Raw genomic sequence first — 19,556 nt, 5'->3', positions numbered from 1 at the left:
CGCTTTGAACTTACGAGAGAATAACAATGCTTCTGAGTCAACTCAAACCTCTAGTTTTCAAAACAAGTCAATTCGATTCAAAATCATCTCGACGAGTAGTTAAGCCAATTTTGTCGCTAGTCGCTTTAATAGGTCTTGCAGGATGTCAGGAGCAAAAAGAGGCGTCGGTTGCTGAAGATAAATTGAAGGCAAAACCGACGCAAGTTTTATCAGAACAGGTGAAAACCAAAAAGCTGACAGCATCAGAAATTGCCAAAAAATATATTATTGCAGACACCCATATTGACGTGCCTTATCGACTAGAAGAAAAGTTCGAAGATATTAGTCAGGCGACAGAAGGAGGAGACTTTGATTATCAGCGAGCTGTTGCTGGTGGATTAGATGCACCGTTTATGTCGATTTATATTCCCGCGTCATTACAGGAAACCGGCGGGAGCAAGGAGTTGGCCGACAAATTGATCGATATGGTTGAAGGCATTGTTAAAAAGGCACCGCAAAAATACGCACTTGCTTATTCTACGGCTGAGGTTGAAAGTAATTTTGAGAAAGGAATTATTTCATTACCGATGGGACTGGAAAATGGGAGTCCTATCGAGGGTAAGTTAGAAAATTTACAACACTTTTACCAACGTGGTATTCGTTACATAACGCTTGCTCACTCTAAAGCTAATCATATTTCTGATTCTTCCTATGATGAAAGCCGACCCGCCAAAGGTTTAACCGAGTTTGGCAAAAAGCTGGTAACAGCAATGAATAATACCGGTGTAATGATCGATGTATCACATATTTCTGATGAAGCTTTTTACCAGGTGATGGAAATCAGCAAAGTCCCCGTCATTGCATCACATTCGTCGGCCCGACATTTCACACCTGGATTTGAAAGAAACATGAGTGATGACATGATCCGGTTATTAGCGAAAAATGGTGGTGTTATTCAAATTAACTTCGGATCGACATTTATTTCTAAACCTGCGCTTGAGCATTGGAATGTGTTTAAGGCTGCCCGAGAAGACTTTATGAAAAAGAATAAAGTTGAGCAGAGTAGCGAGCAGGTAAAGAAATTTACCAGCGATTACTTAGCTGAGAAACCTTTCCCCTATGCGGGTTTAAGTGATGTGCTGGATCATTTTGATCATGTGGTGAAACTAGTCGGCATTGATTATGTTGGGGTAGGTTCTGATTACGATGGTGTGGGTGACAGTCTTCCGGTTGATCTAAAAGACGTCTCATCATATCCAAATTTAATTCAAGGGTTGATGGATAGAGGTTATAGTGAAGCTGATATTGCGAAAATTTTATCCGGCAATTTAATGCGTGTCTGGAAGCAAGTTGAAGATTACGCAGAAAAGCAAAAGTAGTCTTCACACGGTCAGTCTATCACGGGAGATACTCAGGTCGGCAATCTTAAAGAACGAAAGATAAACACGCCCTAGGCAAAAAACAAGGTGGCGAGCCCAAGAAAGGAGAAAAAGCCCACCATGTCGGTAACAGTGGTTAACACAACGCCACCGGACAGCGCAGGGTCAATTTTCATTTTGGTCATAATCATTGGAAGAACCGCGCCCAGAGTTGCACCAACCACCAGGTTAATAATCATTGCTCCGGCGATTGTGATACCTAGCTGCGGTGCACTTGACGAGTATTCATTGGTTAAGCTAAAAAACAAATAGACACTTAAACCGACGACTAAGGCCCAGAGTAAACCGTTGAGTACACTGACACCTAGTTCCTTAAGCATTAACCAGCGAAAATTAATACTACTAATATGACCAACGCTGAGTCCACGGATCACCAAAGTGAGCGTCTGGGTTCCGGCAATTCCACCCATGCTAGGAACGATCGGCTGCAGAATCGCTAAAGCTGTGACTGCCTTAATTGTGTCTTCAAAAACACCAATCACTGCAACGGCAACCATCACGGTTATTAAATTGATCCCAAGCCATATGGCGCGGCGTTTTGCGCTAGTCACAATCGGAGCAAAGGTATCATCGTTTTCATCAAGTCCGGCCATACTCATCAAAGAGTGATCAGCGTCTTCAATGATGACATCGACAACATCGTCAATCGTAATACGACCGAGTAATTTTCCGTTTTCGTCGATAACCGGCGCAGAAATCAGGTCACGCCTCTCAAAAAGCCTTGCTACGTCATCGTCAGGTAGAGACACTGGAATGGGTTGAATATCTTTGTCTAAAACGTCGTCAACCGGTTGTTCCGGTTGGCTGATAATGAGAGAGGAAAGTTTTACTGCGCCGATAAATTTGTCTTCAGAATCGACCACGTAAATACTGTCTGTGTTATCCGGTAGTTCTTTTTTCATCCTTAGATAACGAAGAACAACTTCAATAGTAACGAGTGGCCTGACGGTCACTACGTCGGTATTCATTAATCCACCGGCGCTATCTTCCGGATAACCCAGAGCGTGCTCGATTCGGTGACGATCTTGCACTCGCATTGAAGCCAGCACTTCTTTCACAATTCGATCAGGTAAGTCGCCGAGTATGTCTGCCTGATTATCAATATCCAGATCCCGAGTGGCCGCCGCCAGTTCGGCTGGATCCATATTTGAGGCATATTCATTTCGAATTTCGTCATCTAGAAACTGGAGAACTTGACCTTCTCGTTCGGTATTGATCAGACGCCAAAGAAGGTCTCTCTCTTTAGGTGGAGTTGATTCGAGAAAGTGGGCGACATCGGCTGCAGGCAACTCATTCAGCATCATACGAACTTGCACAAACATACCACTTTGCAACGCCTCATTGAGCTGTTGTAAGTGATCGCTACTGTATTCGTTTTCGAAGTTTTCCAGTATTGGCATGATTCTTATGGTTATTGCGTCTTATAGTTAGTTAGTGCGAGAAAGAGAGTCTCGCGAGTTGGGGATACAGACAGACGAAATTATCACAAGTTATTGAAAATCTGTCCAATTTTTTATTTCGAATACGAGATATTGAGGGATTACTTGAGAGAATTTTATCCCAAAATTCGCCGAACAATATCATTTCTTAGTTTTTAACTTTGTTGTTTTTGCTTTCCTCAGACGTTTGCCATCTACAAGTCTTTTGTTGTGATCAAGTATAGTCACAAATTCAGATATGCTGTATTTGGTCATATTTTAGGGGAAGACCCCCGGCATCTGCTGGTTGAGTAATGATGTTTAACCTGAGCTCTTATCCGCATTCAGGTTATATAGCGTTTAGTGATAATCGGCTAAATGGCGTTAACATTAGCGATATGTGTTAATAATTCGATAACTTGCCAGTAGCCTTTTATTGTCTCCTGTGTAAAAATGCGCCAATCTAATATTGTTTGTGGATTGAGCAAATGCCGTCTTTTGATATTGTTTCTGAAATTGATAGCCATGAATTACGCAACGCTGTAGACCAGGCTATACGCGAGCTTTCGACTCGTTTCGACTTGAAAGGCACCTCATCGAATTATGAGCTGGATAACAAGGTCGTTAAGATTACCGCTGATGCAGATTTTCAGGCTCGGCAACTTGTGGATATTTTGCGAACAAAAATGGTCAAACGTAATATCGATGCCAAATGTATGGACTTAGGACCGGTTCAACCATCAGGTAAAATTGTTCATCAATCAATTACTGTGCGTGAAGGTATCGAACAGGCTTTGGCGAAAAAAATCGTAAAGATGATTAAAGATGCCAAGCTAAAAGTACAAGCCAGCATTCAAGGTGACAAAGTTCGAGTGACTGGAAAAAAGAGAGACGACTTGCAAACTGCCATCAGTTTGATCAAGGAAGAATCATTAGAATGGCCGTTGCAGTTTAATAACTTCAGAGATTAAAAGAGGTCATTGTTCAATGAAAACATGGTTTTTGTTAGCGACTATTAGCGCTACGCTGTTAAGCCCGTTTAGTACAGCCGAAGACCGTTTGTGTCTTGAAAATATTTGTATCGGTGATGATGTTGACACATTACAAGTGGAGTGGAAAAAAGTAACGGTCGATTACAAAACCACTCGAGCCATAAAAACGCAACTTAAAGAAATGTCGATTGATGATCTTTATTATGAATATAATGAAAAATTAATTACTGACAAAAGTGCTTTAGAACAACTTGCACCTTATATCATTCAATTACAAAAGTTTGATCAAGTGGTGTTAGATCAATTGAGTCGAGTCAAAGCAATTTGTACTCCCTTATCGCTAACTGGAGAAGTTGAAAACGACTCTAAAACTAAACTATTTGTGACTTTTCGTGTGGTTGCCGATGACGGCGAACGAGGGCGGTTAAGAGTGGTTCAGTTAGAAAAAGAGTTCAATATTTATCCTCCTCATATCAGACCAGGCGACCGTGATAAGTATGTCGCACTTGTTGATACCTTAAAGAAAATGCACCCCGAAATGGTTATGGTACGGGATATTGACGCCAGAGCTTCTTCTAATAAAGTGGCTTTTGCGAATTCCGTACTAGGTTACCGCTTTTTTTCTGATGTGAATAACCCGCTTATTTTTAGATTGAGAGATCTAACTGATTTAGAATCAATCGAGTTCGATGAAAAGAGAAGCGCACACTGTCCTGCTGCCGAATGAGTTGTAATAAATCATTATTAGTTAACCCCAGCTTGGAATAAGAGCTGAGGTTAATTATCCCGAATTCAGGTTACTTATTCTGAACCCTGGTTACTTAAGAGCGATGTGAGCAGAAAACCTGATTGGGTTTTACGCGGTTGCTGCCGGGCTATTGATTAATAGATAGTTGTGCTTGGATTGACTTTTTGCCTTTGATAAAGCGTAGTTTGCATCTTGTAGTAAATGCGAAACCGAGAGATGTTGATCGGAATCGTAAATCACGCCGCCGATTCTCGCATCAACATAAAGTTCAATATCCTGGTTGATGGGTTGCTGAATATTAATAAGCTCCTGGTAAACTCTTTTTAAACAAGACTCCGCGTCCTGGCGTCCAGAAATTGAGGCCGCGACACCAAATTGTTCATCGCTGAATCGACAAATTAAATCAAAAGGTCGTAGCACCTGAGTTAGAGAGTTGCTAATCGTTGTCAGCAAATGGTTGCCGATGCTGTAACCATAGTTGATACTAATTTTCCTGGCTTGTTGAATATCAATGACGGCCACCAATAGTTGATTACCACCGCGCTGAGTTCGCTGCATTTCTTCGGAGAGTCGCTGAAAAAATGCAGGCCTTAATAATGTGCCGGTTAAATGATCGTAAGTGGAGCCTTTAAAAAAGTGCCAATATTTATGGGTCAGTGTCAGCGCTAAGATAATTCCAACCAGTGCTGCTACCATCGGTAAAATTAGTGGTCGAATTTGAAGATCGATTTCGAAAATTCCAGCCGACTGCATTGTTGCGTCGTAAATGAGAACCAGCCACCCGCTCACGCCAGTAGCGCTAATAACCAATGAGTATTTTCGTTGTTTATGTAACGCGATAATTAGCGCGCTACCGATAACAAAAAAAGTGACGATAATCAGCAGCCAGTAATTGATTTCTGCAATTTGCCGAATATTTAAAGTAATTGGCCAGATCACAATGGCGACACCGGATATACCTAAAGCGAAAAGCCCTGCTGAGTAGATTCGTCTGATTTCTAATTCGAAAAAATTAAAAATAAATAGCGCCAGTGAAGTGATGGAAAAATTTAGCATAAATGTTTCGAGCTTAAATATTGCGCTCAGGTCGAGCCCGAGGTCAAGTGGCAACAATGAACGGGTTAAGGAGACAAATGCGAAACTACCGAGAAACATTGCAAAATAAACGGTTTCATAGTTGCCTTTAACAACAACAAAGTAAAAAATTTGAAAGACCGTCAGTACAAGCAATATGGTAGCTGCGACAACGTAACCAAAATTATTTTCCTGGAGCTTATGCTGAATACTGAGATAGTCACCAATAACTGGTGGGTGAAATTGAATTCCGGGTAGGTTTTTTGAGCTAAAGGTTTTGATCTCAATATGGTTAAATCGGTTAAAGTGAAGCAGATCTCCACGGATTAGATACAATCTTGGATAGCGAAAACCGCTATCGAATGAAGGGAGGAATTGACCCGTTTTGCCGATGAGGTGATTATTAACGTAAACTTCATCAACGTCATCTACATGTTGAAGCCAGATGCCAATCGTCTTGTTTTTTAAGTCGCTGCTGAGAATAAAGTCCTTACTAAATGTCTGGTACTTTACTGCATGACTTTGCGATTGATATTTTAACGGTAAGCTCTGGTTTTCACAGCTGGATTTTCTTGATGCAAAATGCCAACAAACCGTCCAGTTATGTTCAAGGTTTGTTGGAATGGTGTCGACTAGCTGCGCTGCACTAACCGGTTGAAGTGATCTTAAACATAAATAAAAGACAATGATAAAACCGATGAAAATACCAGGTTGAGCTCGGCTTTTAGTTAACGGGTTTAAGATCATCGGTATTTCTAGGCCACTAAACTCGAAGAATCATCATCACTTTCATGAGGGAACGATGGAGTCTCATCCGGAAATATATCTTCAAAAGACGTGAAAATTGAAGCCATTAAGATGCTAAAAATAATCAGATTAGTAACAATACTTATCAGAACTGAAAGAGCACCAACCGGAATAATCAATGAAACTAACCCCGTTAATATCGACACAATAATCAGCGCGATAAATGCCACCAGACCGTAGATCAGAAATGGAATCATATTGGCACTACATGCTTTAAAACTTTTTTTCATTGCGTCTACTGGCGGAACGCCTCGTAGCATGACAAGTGCTGGCGCAAACCAATAAGCCATAATGACTGGAACCATTAGTCCCAACATAATCAGCAGCGGCAGCAACAGTGAAGATAAATAAGCTTCGGCATCAAACTTTCCAGCAGTGATACTGTTGGGATCGATTTCCATGGGCTGGAAACCTAATAACGAGGCGATACCAAACGCAACTGCGGAGCAAACGAAGGTTCCTCCAAGATAAATTGCGCCAACAATTATTAGTCCGTTCATATTTTTTTCAAATCCAGCAAACAAGTGATTCATACTAAAGTCTTTGCCGTATTTAACCTGCTGGCACCCAAACATGATTCCGCCGGTAAAGATTGATACTGCAATGCCACCTAGCAGTTGAACAATGGGAATCAGTAACATGATAAATAAAATCACTATCATGACTAACATGCAGCTAATCCAGGCACCGGGATTATTTTTAAATAGTGTTAATGCATTGGTTAACCAGGAAACACCATTTGCTGCCTGAACTCTTCGAAATTCGGAATTCGAAGGTGGCGGTGGCGGTGTTCCCGGATTTTCAGAATTTGGCGGTTGATACAAATTGTCCGACACAAATATCTCCTCAATGGCTAGCGTCTGGTTGGTCTTTGATAATTGAAAAAGGTCGACAGGTTTTGTTAACGACTGATTTCACGTAATTATGCACAAAGTGATGAAAGCAACTACTATAATCAATTCATTATCTGGCAACAAGCTATGGTGGTTTGTAATTGCTTGATTTATGCGGTTTGTACGGTAGATTGTGCTTACCATTTCTAGCAGGGCGGCTAGCTGATATTCGAAATCTGCGAAAATTAACATTTACTAACCTTTAAAAGCCCATTCATTGGCTAATTTCTCTGGCCTGAACTACACCCTTGGGGGGAATAGTGTTATTCTTTGGGATTATTTTCTTTCGCCTAACTTCATGAAAACTAACAAAACTATATGAAATCTTCTGGGACTCCTACTATGTGGTTATCAAAATCAACCCTATGTGTTTCACTGCTTTTCGCCGCCTCTCCTGTTTTGGCTGAGACTGCAGCTGACACAACCAATAATTCAAAAGTCTTGAGTTTAAAAAAGATCATGGCTGATCCGGACTGGATGGGTAATGCTCCGAGCAATCCGCGTTGGTCACTCGATGGAACAGCCGTCTTCTATTCTCAAAAAGCTCAGGGACATAGCCATCAGAACCAGTTTAAGGTTCAGCTTGAAGATAAAAAAGTGGTCGCCTTAGCTGATGATGAAGCGCTTTATCTAGCGAGTCAGCAGGCTGAAAAAAATCAGTCTGGCACCAATGGAGTATTTGCTTACCAGGGCGATTTATTTTTAATCGAGTTTTCGTCAGGAAAAATCACTCGGTTTTCGTCTGATGATGCGCGGCAATCTAACCCACGTTTTGTCAGTGATGAAGTCATTAGTTATTTCGAAGGCCGGAAAATCTTTTTGTATGAGATGAGTTCTGGACTCGCCCGGCAAATCGCAGATTTTAAAACTACATCTGATCCCGAACAGAAAGCCTCAAAAAGTTATTTAGAACAAAGCCAGCCTCGCTTGCTCAGCTACATTGAAAAAACAGAGAAGGAAAAGGATTTTCAGGCTGAACGCCGCAAACAGAACAAAATCAGTCAGAGTAAAACCTGGTATCTGGGAGAAGGAATTGATATTAACACTTTCAGATTGTCACCCGACGCAAATTGGTTAATTTTAGGAACGATCAAGAAAAGCAAGTCAGGGAAAGCCGATAATATGCCTGAATTTGTCACTGCGGACGGCTATGTTAACAACAGAAATGTGCGGCCGTTGGTTGGTACTTCAAAACCGACTAACGAAACTTTTTATCTGATTGATCTGAAAAATCAGCAAAAATACCCGATAGACACCGATAACTTGCCTGGGATTAATGATGACCCATTGGCCGATCTCAAGAAAGATGCAGCAAAAAAAATCGGTTACAAATACAAGGAACTTCAGGAGCCTAGAGCCATTTATGCGCATAACTGGACAGCAAATCGTGGTGTAGAGTGGAGCGATAATAGTAATAATGTCGCGCTGTTACTTTATTCTTATGATAATAAAGATCGCTGGATTGTGGGCCTTGATGTGAATAAAAGAAAACTGAAGACCCTGCACTGGATGTCTGACGATGCGTGGATTAACGATTGGACGTTTAATGAGTTCGGTTGGTTACCAGATAATCAAACTCTTTATTACGTGTCAGAGGAAGATGGTTATGCTCACTTATATATTAAGAAGGGAAAGCGTCGCGCAAGACAACTGACCGAGGGTGAGTATGAAGTGAGCAATGTGACTGTTTCTAAAGACGGTCAAGCGCTTTACTTTAAGGCCAACAAAAAACATCCTGGCATTTATGAAATTTATAAAGTTTCGCTGAAAGGTAAATTACAGGCGTTGACTGATTTGGGAGGCGTTAATGATTATGTGTTATCACCAGATGAAACCAAGCTTTTAATCCGGCACTCAACCACCACCAGGTTACCTGAACTCTATTTAAAAGCGCTTGATTCCGAGCAACCGGCTGAAAAAATCACTGATACTGCCAGTGCTGCTTTTAAAGCTGTTGAGTGGCAAAAACCAGAGATTGTTGAAGTGCCTTCTTCTCATATTAAACGGTCAATCTACTCTCGTTTTTATCAAGCGAAAAATAATGAAAAAGTCGGTGCCAATAATAAAAAGCCGGCTGTTATTTTTGTCCATGGCGCGGGTTACTTGCAAAATTCTCATCAAGGGTGGTCTGGTTACTTTAGAGAATATATGTTCCATAACATGCTAACAGAGCGAGGCTATGTCGTTCTTGATATGGACTACCGCGCATCTAAAGGGTATGGGCGAGATTGGCGTACCGCAATCTATCGGCAGATGGGAACGCCTGAATTAGAAGATCTCACTGACGGCGCAAAATGGTTGGTCGATAATGCGAATGTTGACCCACAAAGAATCGGTATTTATGGTGGTTCTTATGGCGGTTTTATGACCTTTATGGCTTTATTTAAATCGCCGGAAGTATTTGCCGCCGGTGCAGCCTTAAGACCTGTTACTGATTGGGCTCATTACAACCACGGTTACACCTCAAATATTCTCAATACACCACGCACTGATCCCGACGCTTATGAGAAAAGCTCGCCGATCGAATTTGCTGAAGGACTTAATAAACCACTTTTGATAGCACATGGAATGGTAGACGATAATGTCTTTTTTAAAGACACGGTTCGATTGGTGCAGCGCTTAATTGAGTTGGAAAAAACACCCTATTTTGAGACCGCTATTTATCCGGTTGAGCCTCATAGTTTCAGACAACCTTCAAGCTGGTTAGATGAATATACGCGAATTTATCAATTGTTTGAAAGAAATCTGAATGAGAATTGATGGCTTGCTCAGGTCAGCTTTTACAAGTGCGGGTTAGTTTAAGCACTTAATGAGTGAATAACGAAGGTCGGCATATATGCCGATCTTTTATTTAGTAGCAAAGTCCAGAGTCCATTGTTTCGCCAATTTGAAAAAGCGTATTAACCTACTTTTTTATCAAATTTAACCGGGCCTTTTTGTGATTGTTTGAGGTATGCAGTGTAGTTAGGCTCTGCCATAATTTCTCTCAATATGGACAATAACATTGCGTCGGTTTTTTTCTCGCCATATTGATAGTTAAGGTAGCCTTTGATTGCATGCATCCAAACCGGCCAATGGAACTTAATGCGGCCTGACTCTTCAAAGAACTCTAGTCGATTTGCGAACAATTTTGCGTGGGAGCCGGCTTTCTCGACAGCATGGTCGACTACTCGCCAAATGTAGGCTCGGTCTTGTGGGGTAATTTCTAGTGCCAATTTAGAACTTCCTTTTCCCGCTAAAACAGGTTTGAGTATAAATAAAATTGGTAACACTAAAAAGAAATTTGTTAAATAGATACCCAATTATGCGATCCTTGCACGGTTTTAGACTGTTTTGGGAATATAAAAGCGCTTATTTAGAGGTTATTGCTATGAAAAGCGGACCTTTGCCTAATCTGAGAAATGTGTAAAACTGATAGCTTCAGCCTGTTACAAACTGATAATCGGTAAAATCGGGCTCGTTTAGCAAGACCGTTTTCTAAAGATTGTCGTTTTTAAATCAATTTCCTCTTTATTTCGCTGGAGAGATAACTGTCATTTGACGATAATAGATAAAGCTAGTTAATCTTTGGTTTGATTAAGGACAGCCACCCCAAACTGAGGTTAGCTTTGTTGGCTAGAGCTCACTTTAAAGTGCTCGATAAGTGACTTATAGCGTCGATATGGGTTAGGTAAAAGGATAAGCAGGTCTAAGCCAGTTTATTTCGGTTAATTCAAAAACAGATCAGTGGTATCAACGATGGTAAGCGTAAGGTTTTGGCTTTTTGTAGTTTTGGTTATTCTTCTTGCTGGTTGTGAAGATGAGAGAAAAGTGGAACAAGCGCTACTGACCGATTGTGTGAGTCATTATCGTGCAGAGAGTTATCGGGTGGCTTCCAAAACATGCTTGACCGCAGCAGAGCAGGGTATCCCGCGAGCTCAATGGTTGTTAGCTCATATTTATTATTACGATCTGGCTGAGCAAAACCGCACCGCTGAACAGGCATTTGAGTGGTTCTTAAAAGCCGCAGAGTCCGGCTGGCCTGAAGCCCAGACTTTTGTCGGTGAATCCTATGTTGCAGCTGACGGCGTTGAGCAAGATTTCGATAAGGCTTATCAATGGTTGGTTAAAGCCGCTAAATTCCATGATACCAAAGCAGAATTTGCGCTTGGTATGATGTTTTATAATGGTCAGGGTCGACCAAAAGATCTGGGGTCAGCGATTTCATGGTTCAAAAAAGCCGCGACCAAACGGCACACCATGAGCATTAATAATCTGGCCTGGTTACATGCGACAACCACTCATAAGGCCTATCGCAATGCTAAAAAAGCGATGTTCTGGGCTGATAAGCTTGAACAAACCAATGAAACCCAATCGATATTTTTAGATACAAGAGCTGCGGCTTACGCATTGGCCGGTGAATTTAATCAAGCAATTACACTTCAGAGTGAGGCTATTTCATTGCTTCCGGAGGATGTCGATGAAGATAGACTATTAGATTTTCAACAACGACTAGAAGCTTACGAACAACATCGAGCCTGGGAAGAGAAAGAGTAGCGAAAGTAATGAGCGAATTGGATAATAGAACAATAGCACCTGGCAAGTATCGCCACTATAAAGGGCCCGAGTATGAGGTCATTGATACTGTGTACCATAGTGAAACGGAAGAACTGATGGTATTGTATCGCCCGCTATACGGTGAACCAGCGCTTTGGGTAAGGCCCTTTGATATGTTTAGCGAACAGATTGAAGTTAATGGTCGAAAATTGTTCAGGTTCGAGAAGATTGGGGATTAGAAGTTGTTGACCTTTGTAGGCCATCACCACTGCAGTCAAAATTTCATTAGCCAATGATGTAATAAATAATTTAAAAGTTAGACTAATTCAATACGATTACTACAATGAAAAAAAATTCCATTGGCAATTTCTCTGACACAACCACAGGTAAGAATCGCGACCGCAGAGCTAGTTCCCATGTCGCGAAGTGAACGCTTAGCTTACGACCAGTTTTTTGAAGAGACCTTGAATAATCATCATAGTATGATTTCCAGGGTTGTCAGTAGTTATGAAATGAAACCATCTCTTCAGGAAGAGTTATATCAGGAAATATCAGTCGCCCTGTGGAAAGCCCTTGCCAAATTTGAAAATCAATCAAATATAAAAACCTATGTACTAAGTATCGCTCATAAAAGAGCGGTATCCCATGTTGCCAAGCATGTTAAAGAGCCAAATTCAGTTGATATTGGTAACTATGAATTCGCCGGGGAAAAGTGTCCCAGTGAGCAAATGTCGAAAAATCAGAAAATGAACCGATTAATGATGGCTTTAAGAGAGCTTTCACTGGCCGACCGACAACTGGTTACGCTTGCTTTAGAAGGAATTAGTTATAAAGATATTTCGAAGATATTAGGATTGAGTGTGAGTAATGTCGGGGTGCGGCTCAATCGAGCTAAGAATAAGTTGAGTGAGTTAATGTCAACGGAGGCTGGTCGATGAGTGAGCCGGATAAAGACTGGGAAGCGCTTCAATCGGAATGGCAGACTTTCCAACCAGACATTCAGAAGATAAAAAAGAAAATCAACTGGGTCACCTGGCGAATGTGGTCCATTTTAGCGTTTGATGTTGTTGCTATACTTAGTTATTTTCCGTTCCTCTATTTCATAGTCATGAAAGAAGATAAAAGCTGGATTTTCTACAGCTGGTACTATTTCCTGGGCATATTACTGATCTATGGCGTTTACCTGGACTTCAAAATTCGGTTGCCGATTTTACGCTTTCAAGGGGAGTCCGCGAAAGCTGTGTTACAGCTTTACCTTAAGCGAACAGAAGCAGGGGTTGTAATTGGTAAAATCGGTAAAAACTTTTGCTGGTTACTGTTGGTGGGGTTTTGGCTGTGGTTTACTGCTAATCGTTTTTTATTGCCTGAGGATCCGAAAGCCTCAAGTCTGGGTTTTCTTGTGTTTGGCACCTTATGGATCGGCGGGATTGGAGTTATTTGTTTTTGGTATCAAAAAAAGAAAGAAAAAGAACAAGAGAAATTACAAGTTTTGTGGCAGGATTACCTCGATTAGCCTTTTATTTTCACCGAATTCCGATTATATTTTGTCGCCTGGTTAAAACCGCTTAGGTCGCTTACATTCTGCACGCCAGAATACAATCCCCATTGATTGAGCAACCTTAGCAATAAAGACTGCATTTGAAAGACTGTATTTGAAAGACAGTATTTGGCCAGAGAATAAGCGGCGCACAATTTTCAATTAAAAATCATTCCCGCTATCGACCCGGAAATAGGTTAAAAAAACAAGGAAAAATATAACTGTGGATAATGACACGCTGAACAGTCTGGAAGCCGCCTATCAACAAGCGCCATCGGCGGAGCTCGCAAAAATACTCATCATTGCATTGATTGAAAAAAACGAAGTTGACAGAGTTCGTCTTTATCTCGACTCATTACCCAGGCCGCTCGACAATCAAGATGCATTGAGCATTGGTGAAAAGCTTATGGCGGCCAAAGAATTCATGTTGGCAGAAAATCTTTTTGACAGGAATCAACCCGAACAGGCGAAGTTGTTGATCGCCTGCCTGGTTGCATTGAACAAAGAAGATGAGGCCAAGCAAATTTATACGGAACTCGTGAAGAAGTCACCGGAACTTGAAGACAAAGAACTGGAGCAGACTTTTAACCTAAACGAGAACAAAAGTGAGAAGCCAAAGTTACGTGTGGTAGAGAAAGTTGAGCAGAGCAACGTGACTGATTTGAGGCGTTATCAAGATTCAGTAACTACCTTCAAAGACGTTGTCGGTTTGGAGGCGATCAAAAAGCAAATCAACAAAAAAATTATTTTGCCGTTTCAAAAGCCATCGCTTTTTCAGCGTTTTAAGAAAAAAGTTGGCGGTGGGGTTTTACTTTATGGCCCGCCCGGGTGCGGTAAAACTTTGTTGGCACGGGCGACTGCCGGTGAGTGTAGTGCTGCTTTCTATAACATAGAAATATCAGACGTACTGGATATGTACATCGGTGAGTCTGAACAAAAATTACATGCCATATTTGAGAAAGCGAGATCTGAGTCTCCAAGCGTTTTATTTTTTGATGAGTTGGAAGCATTGGCTGGTAAGCGAGAACACACTCGAAACAGTTCCACCAGTAACATTGTTAGTCAGTTTTTATCGGAGTTAGACGGGTTCTCACAAAATAATGAAGGCGTTCTGGTACTGGCTTCTACCAATGTTCCGTGGGCGATTGATTCGGCTTTTTTAAGACCAGGCAGATTTGATCGAATGTTTTTTGTTCCACCGCCAGATAGAGTCGCCAGGCAAGGAATACTTGAACATCATATGGCTGAACGACCGGCAAAGGGCGGCATTGATTATCAATCTATGGCAGCCAAAACCGGCGGATTTTCCGGAGCCGATCTGTTCAATCTGGTAGAAATGGCCTCAGATGAAGCAATTGACGAGTCAATTGAAACCGGAGCTGATGTTGATATTGGTTTTGAACACTTTAAAAGTGCTTTGTCGGAATGCAACCCGACAACCACTGAGTGGCTGACAACTGCAAGAAATTATGCTCGGTATGCCAACGATGGCGGTCGTTACAATGATGTGCTGAATTTCCTGAATAAACACGGCAAGTAACCAATATGGCGAATGATATGTCCAGCTATCAGATTGTTGACGAACCTAAGGTTAGGGGAACTAATGCACTGATTTTCAACCCCTTGATAATATTGTTTGTTTCTATACTAACGCCACTGTTTTGGAATCCTCCTTTAATGGGGCGGTTTTGGATGCCCATGATCTGGATAATCATTAACGGTGTTCTGCTGGGTAGTCATAGTTTAAAAAAGGAAATACTAGCGATTATCATTGGGGCTGCGGTTTTTTTTGCCACGCTTTATGGCACCGCATTTATATCGGTCAGCAGTTTATTCGATGACCCAGATTCAACATTGCCATACCTTAGAATTTTCCTGCAGGCGATATTTTTTAGTACTTTGTACGTCGTTGTTTTCATGCAATCTGCGTCCTATTCAATTTACGAGTATATTCGAGAACAAGATGAATAATGACTATGAGCTTGACCTGGTCAGGTCTTACATGGATCGTGGCCAAACCGATCAAGCAATCGACTTATTAAAAAAGTTATTGTCTTCAGAGCCTGATTCGGCAATTTGCCATGGTTTGTTAGCTTCTTGTCTAGTATCTAAAAAGCGCGTCTACGCGGCGGAATATGAACTTAAGATTGCACTTAGTTTAGAGCCGAATTATGCCTATCTTTATGTGGTTTACGCACAGATAAGTTTACTAAAAAATAAAATCAATCAAGTGATCGAATTTTGTGACGAAGCACTTGCATTAGATCCGGAAGAGATTGACGCTATTTTGTTAAAAAGTGAAATCTATTTACTGAAAAATGATAACAAAAATGCGTTGAACTGCATTCACCAGGCGGCATCGTTAGCTCCTGATAATGTTGAAGTAATTTGTGCTTACGGCGAATTTTATTTAGCGACTGGTGATGTTAAAAAAGCCTACTGCTATGCCGAAGACGCATTGAAAAATGATCCTGGTAGTAGTGATGCCAATCTACTTATGGGGGAAGTTCAATTGAAACGCGGCAACATTGAAGAGGCGATGTATCATGTGCGATTTGTGATACTGCAAACACCAGATTCAAACAGAGCATTGTCGCTTTTAGGAAATATTAAATCGAGGCAAAATATTTTTATCGGTGCCTGGTGGCGGTTTAATAGCTGGGTTGCAACATTGGGTGATATGAAGGCGAGCCTTGTATTGATATCCGGTTATTTATTTTTTAACTTGTTGGCGCAGGTCGTTTTTGATTTAGGTCATCAGGGAGTTTCCTCTGCGATATCCTACGCGTGGCTAGGTTTAGTGATTTATACCTGGGTTGCTATTCCTTACTATCATAAAATTTTGAAAAAAGAGTTACAGAAATTTTCTTTTAACAATGATTTTTAGTTCAAACGGTTACTTTTAATGACGTGTTAACGACATGGCGTGAGGTCAAAATATTACCAGGTATTGGGCAATACTCATGGCAAGTTGACTCAGAAAAGAAAAAATCGGAACACCCAAAAAGCTTAACACCACCAAACTCAGTAAAATAAAAGCGCCGTATTGATCATTCCAGCGTACATACTTATACGCATTATCCCTTGATAGGAAATAGGGAAGGATATAGTGGCCGTCAAGCGGCCCAATGGGCAGTAAATTAAATAGCATCAGTAACAAATTGATAAAGACCATATACTGCAAGAAAATGAATGGTCCCATGCCGTTGAGTAAATCGATTTGAAAAACTTGCGTAGCCACCAGCAGATTGATAGAAAGAAAAGCAAGCAATAAATTCATGCCGGGCCCTGCCGCGCTGATCCAGAGCGAAGCCTTAGGTGAATTGAAGTTTCTCGGATCAGTCGGTACCGGTTTAGCATAACCAAATCCAACCATTGCCACCAATAACAAACCCATAGGATCAATATGGGCTACAGGGTTTAAAGTTAATCTTCCTTGCCTTTCCGCGGTGTTATCGCCGAACTTGTTCGCTGTCCATGCATGGCCAAATTCATGAAATGATAAAGATATAACAATGACAATAATTAAAAGGACTGCTTGTTCGAACTGGCCCTGCATGATTAAGGTAAAAATCATTAGTCGTGTCCGCTGCTAGTTAGTCAAATTAATTAAATATCTTGAGGTTTAGGAATATAGTAAATAAATTGTCCTGGCTCGTCTGTTTTTTCGATCAATGTCATGGTGTTATACCACTTTTGCTGGGTCATCGAAGAATAAATTTGCTGCCAGTTTTTCGGTTCGTTCGATTGAACTTTGAGCCGACACATATTTTGATTACAAGTTAGCTCATCAATAAAATGAAGTCCGTTAGAGTCGGCCTCCTGAATGTAATCCGTAATTCTATTTTCATACTCAGCATTCCAGTTTGCTTTTTCTGAACTGGTTTCAAATGTCTTTTTAACACTATCCAGTTGTTCGTCGGAAAGTTCAATCGCGTAACCTCTAAACTGTTCAACAAACTGATCTTTCATCTTATTTTGAAAGTCATCCATGGAAAGTGTTTGCAGTTCTTTTGGAGGGTTTTCTGTTTCGTTTTTTGACAACGGATTTAGTGCGTTTAGCTGCTGCTGTAATTGCTCAATTTTTGATTGTTGCTCTCGGGTTAGCAGAGTTAAGTATTGAATGGCATCTTTATCTTGATTGTCATTGTCAGCGATTTGGCGTTGTTCATTATTCGAAGAGGAATCATCGAGTCTTTTTGAGTCAGCTGTTTTTTCTGAACCAACGGCAGAGTTATCTCTAAGATTTGAATAGGTATCATTAGTCGTGTCAACCTCAATTTCCGGCGGCGTTGTATCAGAATTAGTCAACGAAAATAACGAGTAACCAATAACCATTCCAAATATTAAAGTTATGAGATATCTAAGTATATTGTTCATCATAAATCTTATTGTCTGTCATAAATATATAGCATTATTGAACATGAGATTAACTTTACCAGAAAGTGATGCGCTATTAACAGTTCAATTGTGTTTTGTTACAGTTCTGACCTGTTGCAAGTAAGCTTATCTTATGCAAAAGTCGATGGTCTAATAAAAATTTTTACTGTCCAATTGTGCTATTATTGTACGATATGTTAACTTAATGATTAGTTTTCAGTCAGTTCGGTGATTCGCCAAAATGGATTTGTTGTAAGTAGAATTTCTAAACACGCTCAATTTTTCATAGTCCATAACCAGTCAATTCGTTAGGAGTTTATTATGGCGATTCGCCAAATATTACGAATGGGAGATCCTCGTTTACTGCAGTCCAGTCAACCTGTTACCGAGTTTGGCTCACCTTTTCTGCAAGCATTAGTTGAAGATATGGTCGATACCATGAATTCAGTTAATGGAGCTGGGCTTGCGGCTCCACAGATTGGTTTTTTGCAGCAGGTAGTGATTTTTGGCGGTGGAGAAAATCCGCGTTATCCAGATGCTGAAGCTGTTCCATTTACTGTGTTGATTAACCCGACCATAAAAATACTGTCTGATAGCGAATCGAGTTATTGGGAAGGTTGTTTGAGCATTCCTGGCATGCGGGGTCTTGTTTCTCGCCCTTCCCATATAGAGTACTCTGGATTTGACCAAAATGGGGCACCGATAGTTAGAGAAGCCGAAGGGTTTCATGCGACCGTCGTACAACATGAATGCGATCATCTTCAAGGCATTCTATATCCCATGAAAATTAAAGGTATGTCCCAGTTCGGGTTTGAAGAAGAGCTCGCCCACCATTTAGAATCAATCCCGGTCCAGTAACCGAGCTAATCACCCAATGCAATTTTTGTGAAAATCCATGAGCACCATCGACCCTGAGGCTCTAGCATTAATCACTTCTGCAATAGAGAAGGCTGATGGGCTGATCATCGGTGCTGGAGCTGGTATGGGAGTTGATTCTGGTTTACCTGATTTTCGCGGCCAGCAAGGTTTTTGGCGGGCCTATCCCGCGTTAGCTGAGGCTGTTATGGATTTTACCGAAATTGCTAATCCTGAGGCTTTTCGGAGCAGACCAAGACTAGCCTGGGGGTTTTATGGACACCGTTTTAATCTTTATCGAAAAACCGCGAGCCATGATGGCTATCAAATCTTAAAACGAATTGGCGAAAAACTGGCGAATCAATACCAGGTTTTTACCAGTAATGTTGATGGGCACTTTCAATCTGCTGGATTTGCGAAGGACCGCGTGTACGAATGTCATGGCTCAATTAACTATTGGCAGTGTTCACGACCTTGCTGTGACGATATTTGGTCGGCAAATAAGATGCTCATTGAGACAGACGACATCCGTTGCCAGGCTATTGGTCAGCTTCCCGTTTGTGAATATTGTGGTGAGATTGCAAGGCCCAATATATTAATGTTTGGTGATTTTGGCTGGAATAGCCAACGTAGTGATCGGCAGGCGGCGATGTTGCGCAAAAACATATCACTGATGCAGAATCCGGTGGTTATCGAATGTGGTGCGGGTACTGCAATTCCCACTGTCAGGTACTTTTGTGAAAAACAGCGGGGATTGTTAGTCAGAATTAACCCTAGAGACGAGCAAATTGGCAATTGTCAGGGTATCAGTTTGAGGTGCGGCGCGCTGGAGGCGTTACAGCTTATTGAGCAAGTATTACAGAGCAACGGCTTTTATGATTGACTGGGGTTTTTATTT

Annotated in this window: 19 protein-coding genes; 13 read left to right on the top strand and 6 right to left on the bottom strand. The window is 41.2% G+C overall.

Features of this window, described 5'->3' with window-relative positions:
* The first annotated feature begins 26 nt into the window (after positions 1–26).
* Positions 27–1,358 carry a dipeptidase gene (locus FLL46_RS13820; RefSeq protein ID WP_142894341.1) on the top strand — a complete coding sequence of 444 codons (1,332 nt, stop codon included), beginning with the start codon at positions 27–29 and terminating at the stop codon, positions 1,356–1,358.
* 71 nt (positions 1,359–1,429) lie between these two features.
* On the opposite strand, the gene mgtE is transcribed toward FLL46_RS13820, so the two are convergent.
* Positions 1,430–2,818, bottom strand: coding sequence for a magnesium transporter (gene mgtE, locus FLL46_RS13815; RefSeq protein ID WP_142894339.1), 1,389 nt, complete (start codon positions 2,816–2,818; stop codon positions 1,430–1,432).
* Between the two features lie 506 nt (positions 2,819–3,324).
* On the opposite strand from mgtE, the gene FLL46_RS13810 reads away from it, so the two are divergent.
* Both FLL46_RS13810 and FLL46_RS13805 read left to right on the top strand, forming a co-directional pair.
* Positions 3,325–3,807, top strand: a complete 483-nt coding sequence (locus FLL46_RS13810; RefSeq protein ID WP_142894337.1) for a YajQ family cyclic di-GMP-binding protein — start codon at positions 3,325–3,327, stop codon at positions 3,805–3,807.
* A 16-nt stretch (positions 3,808–3,823) separates the two neighbouring features.
* Positions 3,824–4,555 (top strand): hypothetical protein, encoded by a 732-nt coding sequence (locus FLL46_RS13805; RefSeq protein ID WP_142894335.1) that lies wholly within the window; start codon positions 3,824–3,826, stop codon positions 4,553–4,555.
* A 129-nt stretch (positions 4,556–4,684) separates the two neighbouring features.
* On the opposite strand, the gene FLL46_RS13800 is transcribed toward FLL46_RS13805, so the two are convergent.
* Both FLL46_RS13800 and FLL46_RS13795 read right to left on the bottom strand, forming a co-directional pair.
* Positions 4,685–6,397 carry a sensor domain-containing diguanylate cyclase gene (locus FLL46_RS13800; protein ID WP_142894333.1) on the bottom strand — a complete coding sequence of 571 codons (1,713 nt, stop codon included), beginning with the start codon at positions 6,395–6,397 and terminating at the stop codon, positions 4,685–4,687.
* 8 nt (positions 6,398–6,405) lie between these two features.
* A complete protein-coding gene (locus FLL46_RS13795; protein ID WP_142894331.1) occupies positions 6,406–7,293 on the bottom strand; it encodes a BPSS1780 family membrane protein in 888 nt (295 codons plus the stop codon).
* Between the two features lie 399 nt (positions 7,294–7,692).
* Here FLL46_RS13795 and FLL46_RS13790 point away from each other — a divergent pair, with 399 nt between their 5' ends.
* The gene (locus FLL46_RS13790) at positions 7,693–10,110 is read left to right on the top strand and encodes a S9 family peptidase (RefSeq protein WP_142894329.1); all 2,418 of its coding nucleotides are present in this window, start codon (positions 7,693–7,695) and stop codon (positions 10,108–10,110) included.
* Between the two features lie 140 nt (positions 10,111–10,250).
* Here the strand turns inward: FLL46_RS13790 and FLL46_RS13785 are convergent, their stop codons facing one another.
* Positions 10,251–10,565: a hypothetical protein gene (locus tag FLL46_RS13785; RefSeq protein WP_142894327.1), complete on the bottom strand. Its 315-nt coding sequence runs from the start codon at positions 10,563–10,565 to the stop codon at positions 10,251–10,253.
* Positions 10,566–11,088: 523 nt separating this feature from the next.
* On the opposite strand from FLL46_RS13785, the gene FLL46_RS13780 reads away from it, so the two are divergent.
* The 7 genes from FLL46_RS13780 to FLL46_RS13755 all read left to right on the top strand — a co-directional run bounded on the left by FLL46_RS13780 (position 11,089) and on the right by FLL46_RS13755 (position 16,310).
* Entirely contained in the window at positions 11,089–11,886 is a 798-nt protein-coding gene (locus tag FLL46_RS13780) for a tetratricopeptide repeat protein (RefSeq protein WP_142894325.1), read from the top strand.
* Between the two features lie 8 nt (positions 11,887–11,894).
* On the top strand, positions 11,895–12,125 hold the full coding sequence (locus FLL46_RS13775) for a DUF1653 domain-containing protein (RefSeq protein ID WP_142894323.1): 231 nt from the start codon (positions 11,895–11,897) through the stop codon (positions 12,123–12,125).
* Between the two features lie 120 nt (positions 12,126–12,245).
* Positions 12,246–12,824: an RNA polymerase sigma factor gene (locus tag FLL46_RS13770; protein ID WP_142894322.1), complete on the top strand. Its 579-nt coding sequence runs from the start codon at positions 12,246–12,248 to the stop codon at positions 12,822–12,824.
* The gene (locus FLL46_RS13765) at positions 12,821–13,399 is read left to right on the top strand and encodes a hypothetical protein (RefSeq protein WP_142894320.1); all 579 of its coding nucleotides are present in this window, start codon (positions 12,821–12,823) and stop codon (positions 13,397–13,399) included. The genes FLL46_RS13770 and FLL46_RS13765 overlap by 4 nt, the downstream gene beginning before the upstream one ends.
* A 247-nt stretch (positions 13,400–13,646) precedes the next feature.
* Positions 13,647–14,963 (top strand): ATP-binding protein, encoded by a 1,317-nt coding sequence (locus tag FLL46_RS13760; RefSeq protein WP_142894318.1) that lies wholly within the window; start codon positions 13,647–13,649, stop codon positions 14,961–14,963.
* Between the two features lie 17 nt (positions 14,964–14,980).
* Positions 14,981–15,394: a hypothetical protein gene (locus FLL46_RS27000; protein ID WP_168204162.1), complete on the top strand. Its 414-nt coding sequence runs from the start codon at positions 14,981–14,983 to the stop codon at positions 15,392–15,394.
* Positions 15,387–16,310 carry a tetratricopeptide repeat protein gene (locus FLL46_RS13755; RefSeq protein WP_168204161.1) on the top strand — a complete coding sequence of 308 codons (924 nt, stop codon included), beginning with the start codon at positions 15,387–15,389 and terminating at the stop codon, positions 16,308–16,310. The genes FLL46_RS27000 and FLL46_RS13755 overlap by 8 nt, the downstream gene beginning before the upstream one ends.
* A gap of 45 nt (positions 16,311–16,355) precedes the next feature.
* On the opposite strand, the gene FLL46_RS13750 is transcribed toward FLL46_RS13755, so the two are convergent.
* Positions 16,356–17,000 carry a site-2 protease family protein gene (locus FLL46_RS13750; protein WP_142894315.1) on the bottom strand — a complete coding sequence of 215 codons (645 nt, stop codon included), beginning with the start codon at positions 16,998–17,000 and terminating at the stop codon, positions 16,356–16,358.
* A 32-nt stretch (positions 17,001–17,032) separates the two neighbouring features.
* Complete coding sequence (locus FLL46_RS13745; protein ID WP_142894314.1) at positions 17,033–17,806, bottom strand: hypothetical protein; 774 nt, start codon at positions 17,804–17,806, stop codon at positions 17,033–17,035.
* 318 nt (positions 17,807–18,124) lie between these two features.
* Between FLL46_RS13745 and def the strand changes: the two genes are divergently transcribed.
* A complete protein-coding gene (gene def, locus FLL46_RS13740; RefSeq protein ID WP_142894311.1) occupies positions 18,125–18,661 on the top strand; it encodes a peptide deformylase in 537 nt (178 codons plus the stop codon).
* Positions 18,662–18,698: 37 nt separating this feature from the next.
* Positions 18,699–19,541: an SIR2 family NAD-dependent protein deacylase gene (locus FLL46_RS13735; protein WP_142894309.1), complete on the top strand. Its 843-nt coding sequence runs from the start codon at positions 18,699–18,701 to the stop codon at positions 19,539–19,541.
* Positions 19,542–19,556 lie beyond the last annotated feature (15 nt).

The sequence above is a fragment of the Aliikangiella coralliicola genome, assembly GCF_007004725.1.
GTDB lineage: Bacteria > Pseudomonadota > Gammaproteobacteria > Enterobacterales > Kangiellaceae > Aliikangiella > Aliikangiella coralliicola.
The sequence above is the reverse complement of the archived record's forward strand: the minus strand, read 5'-3'. Positions and strand labels throughout refer to the sequence as shown.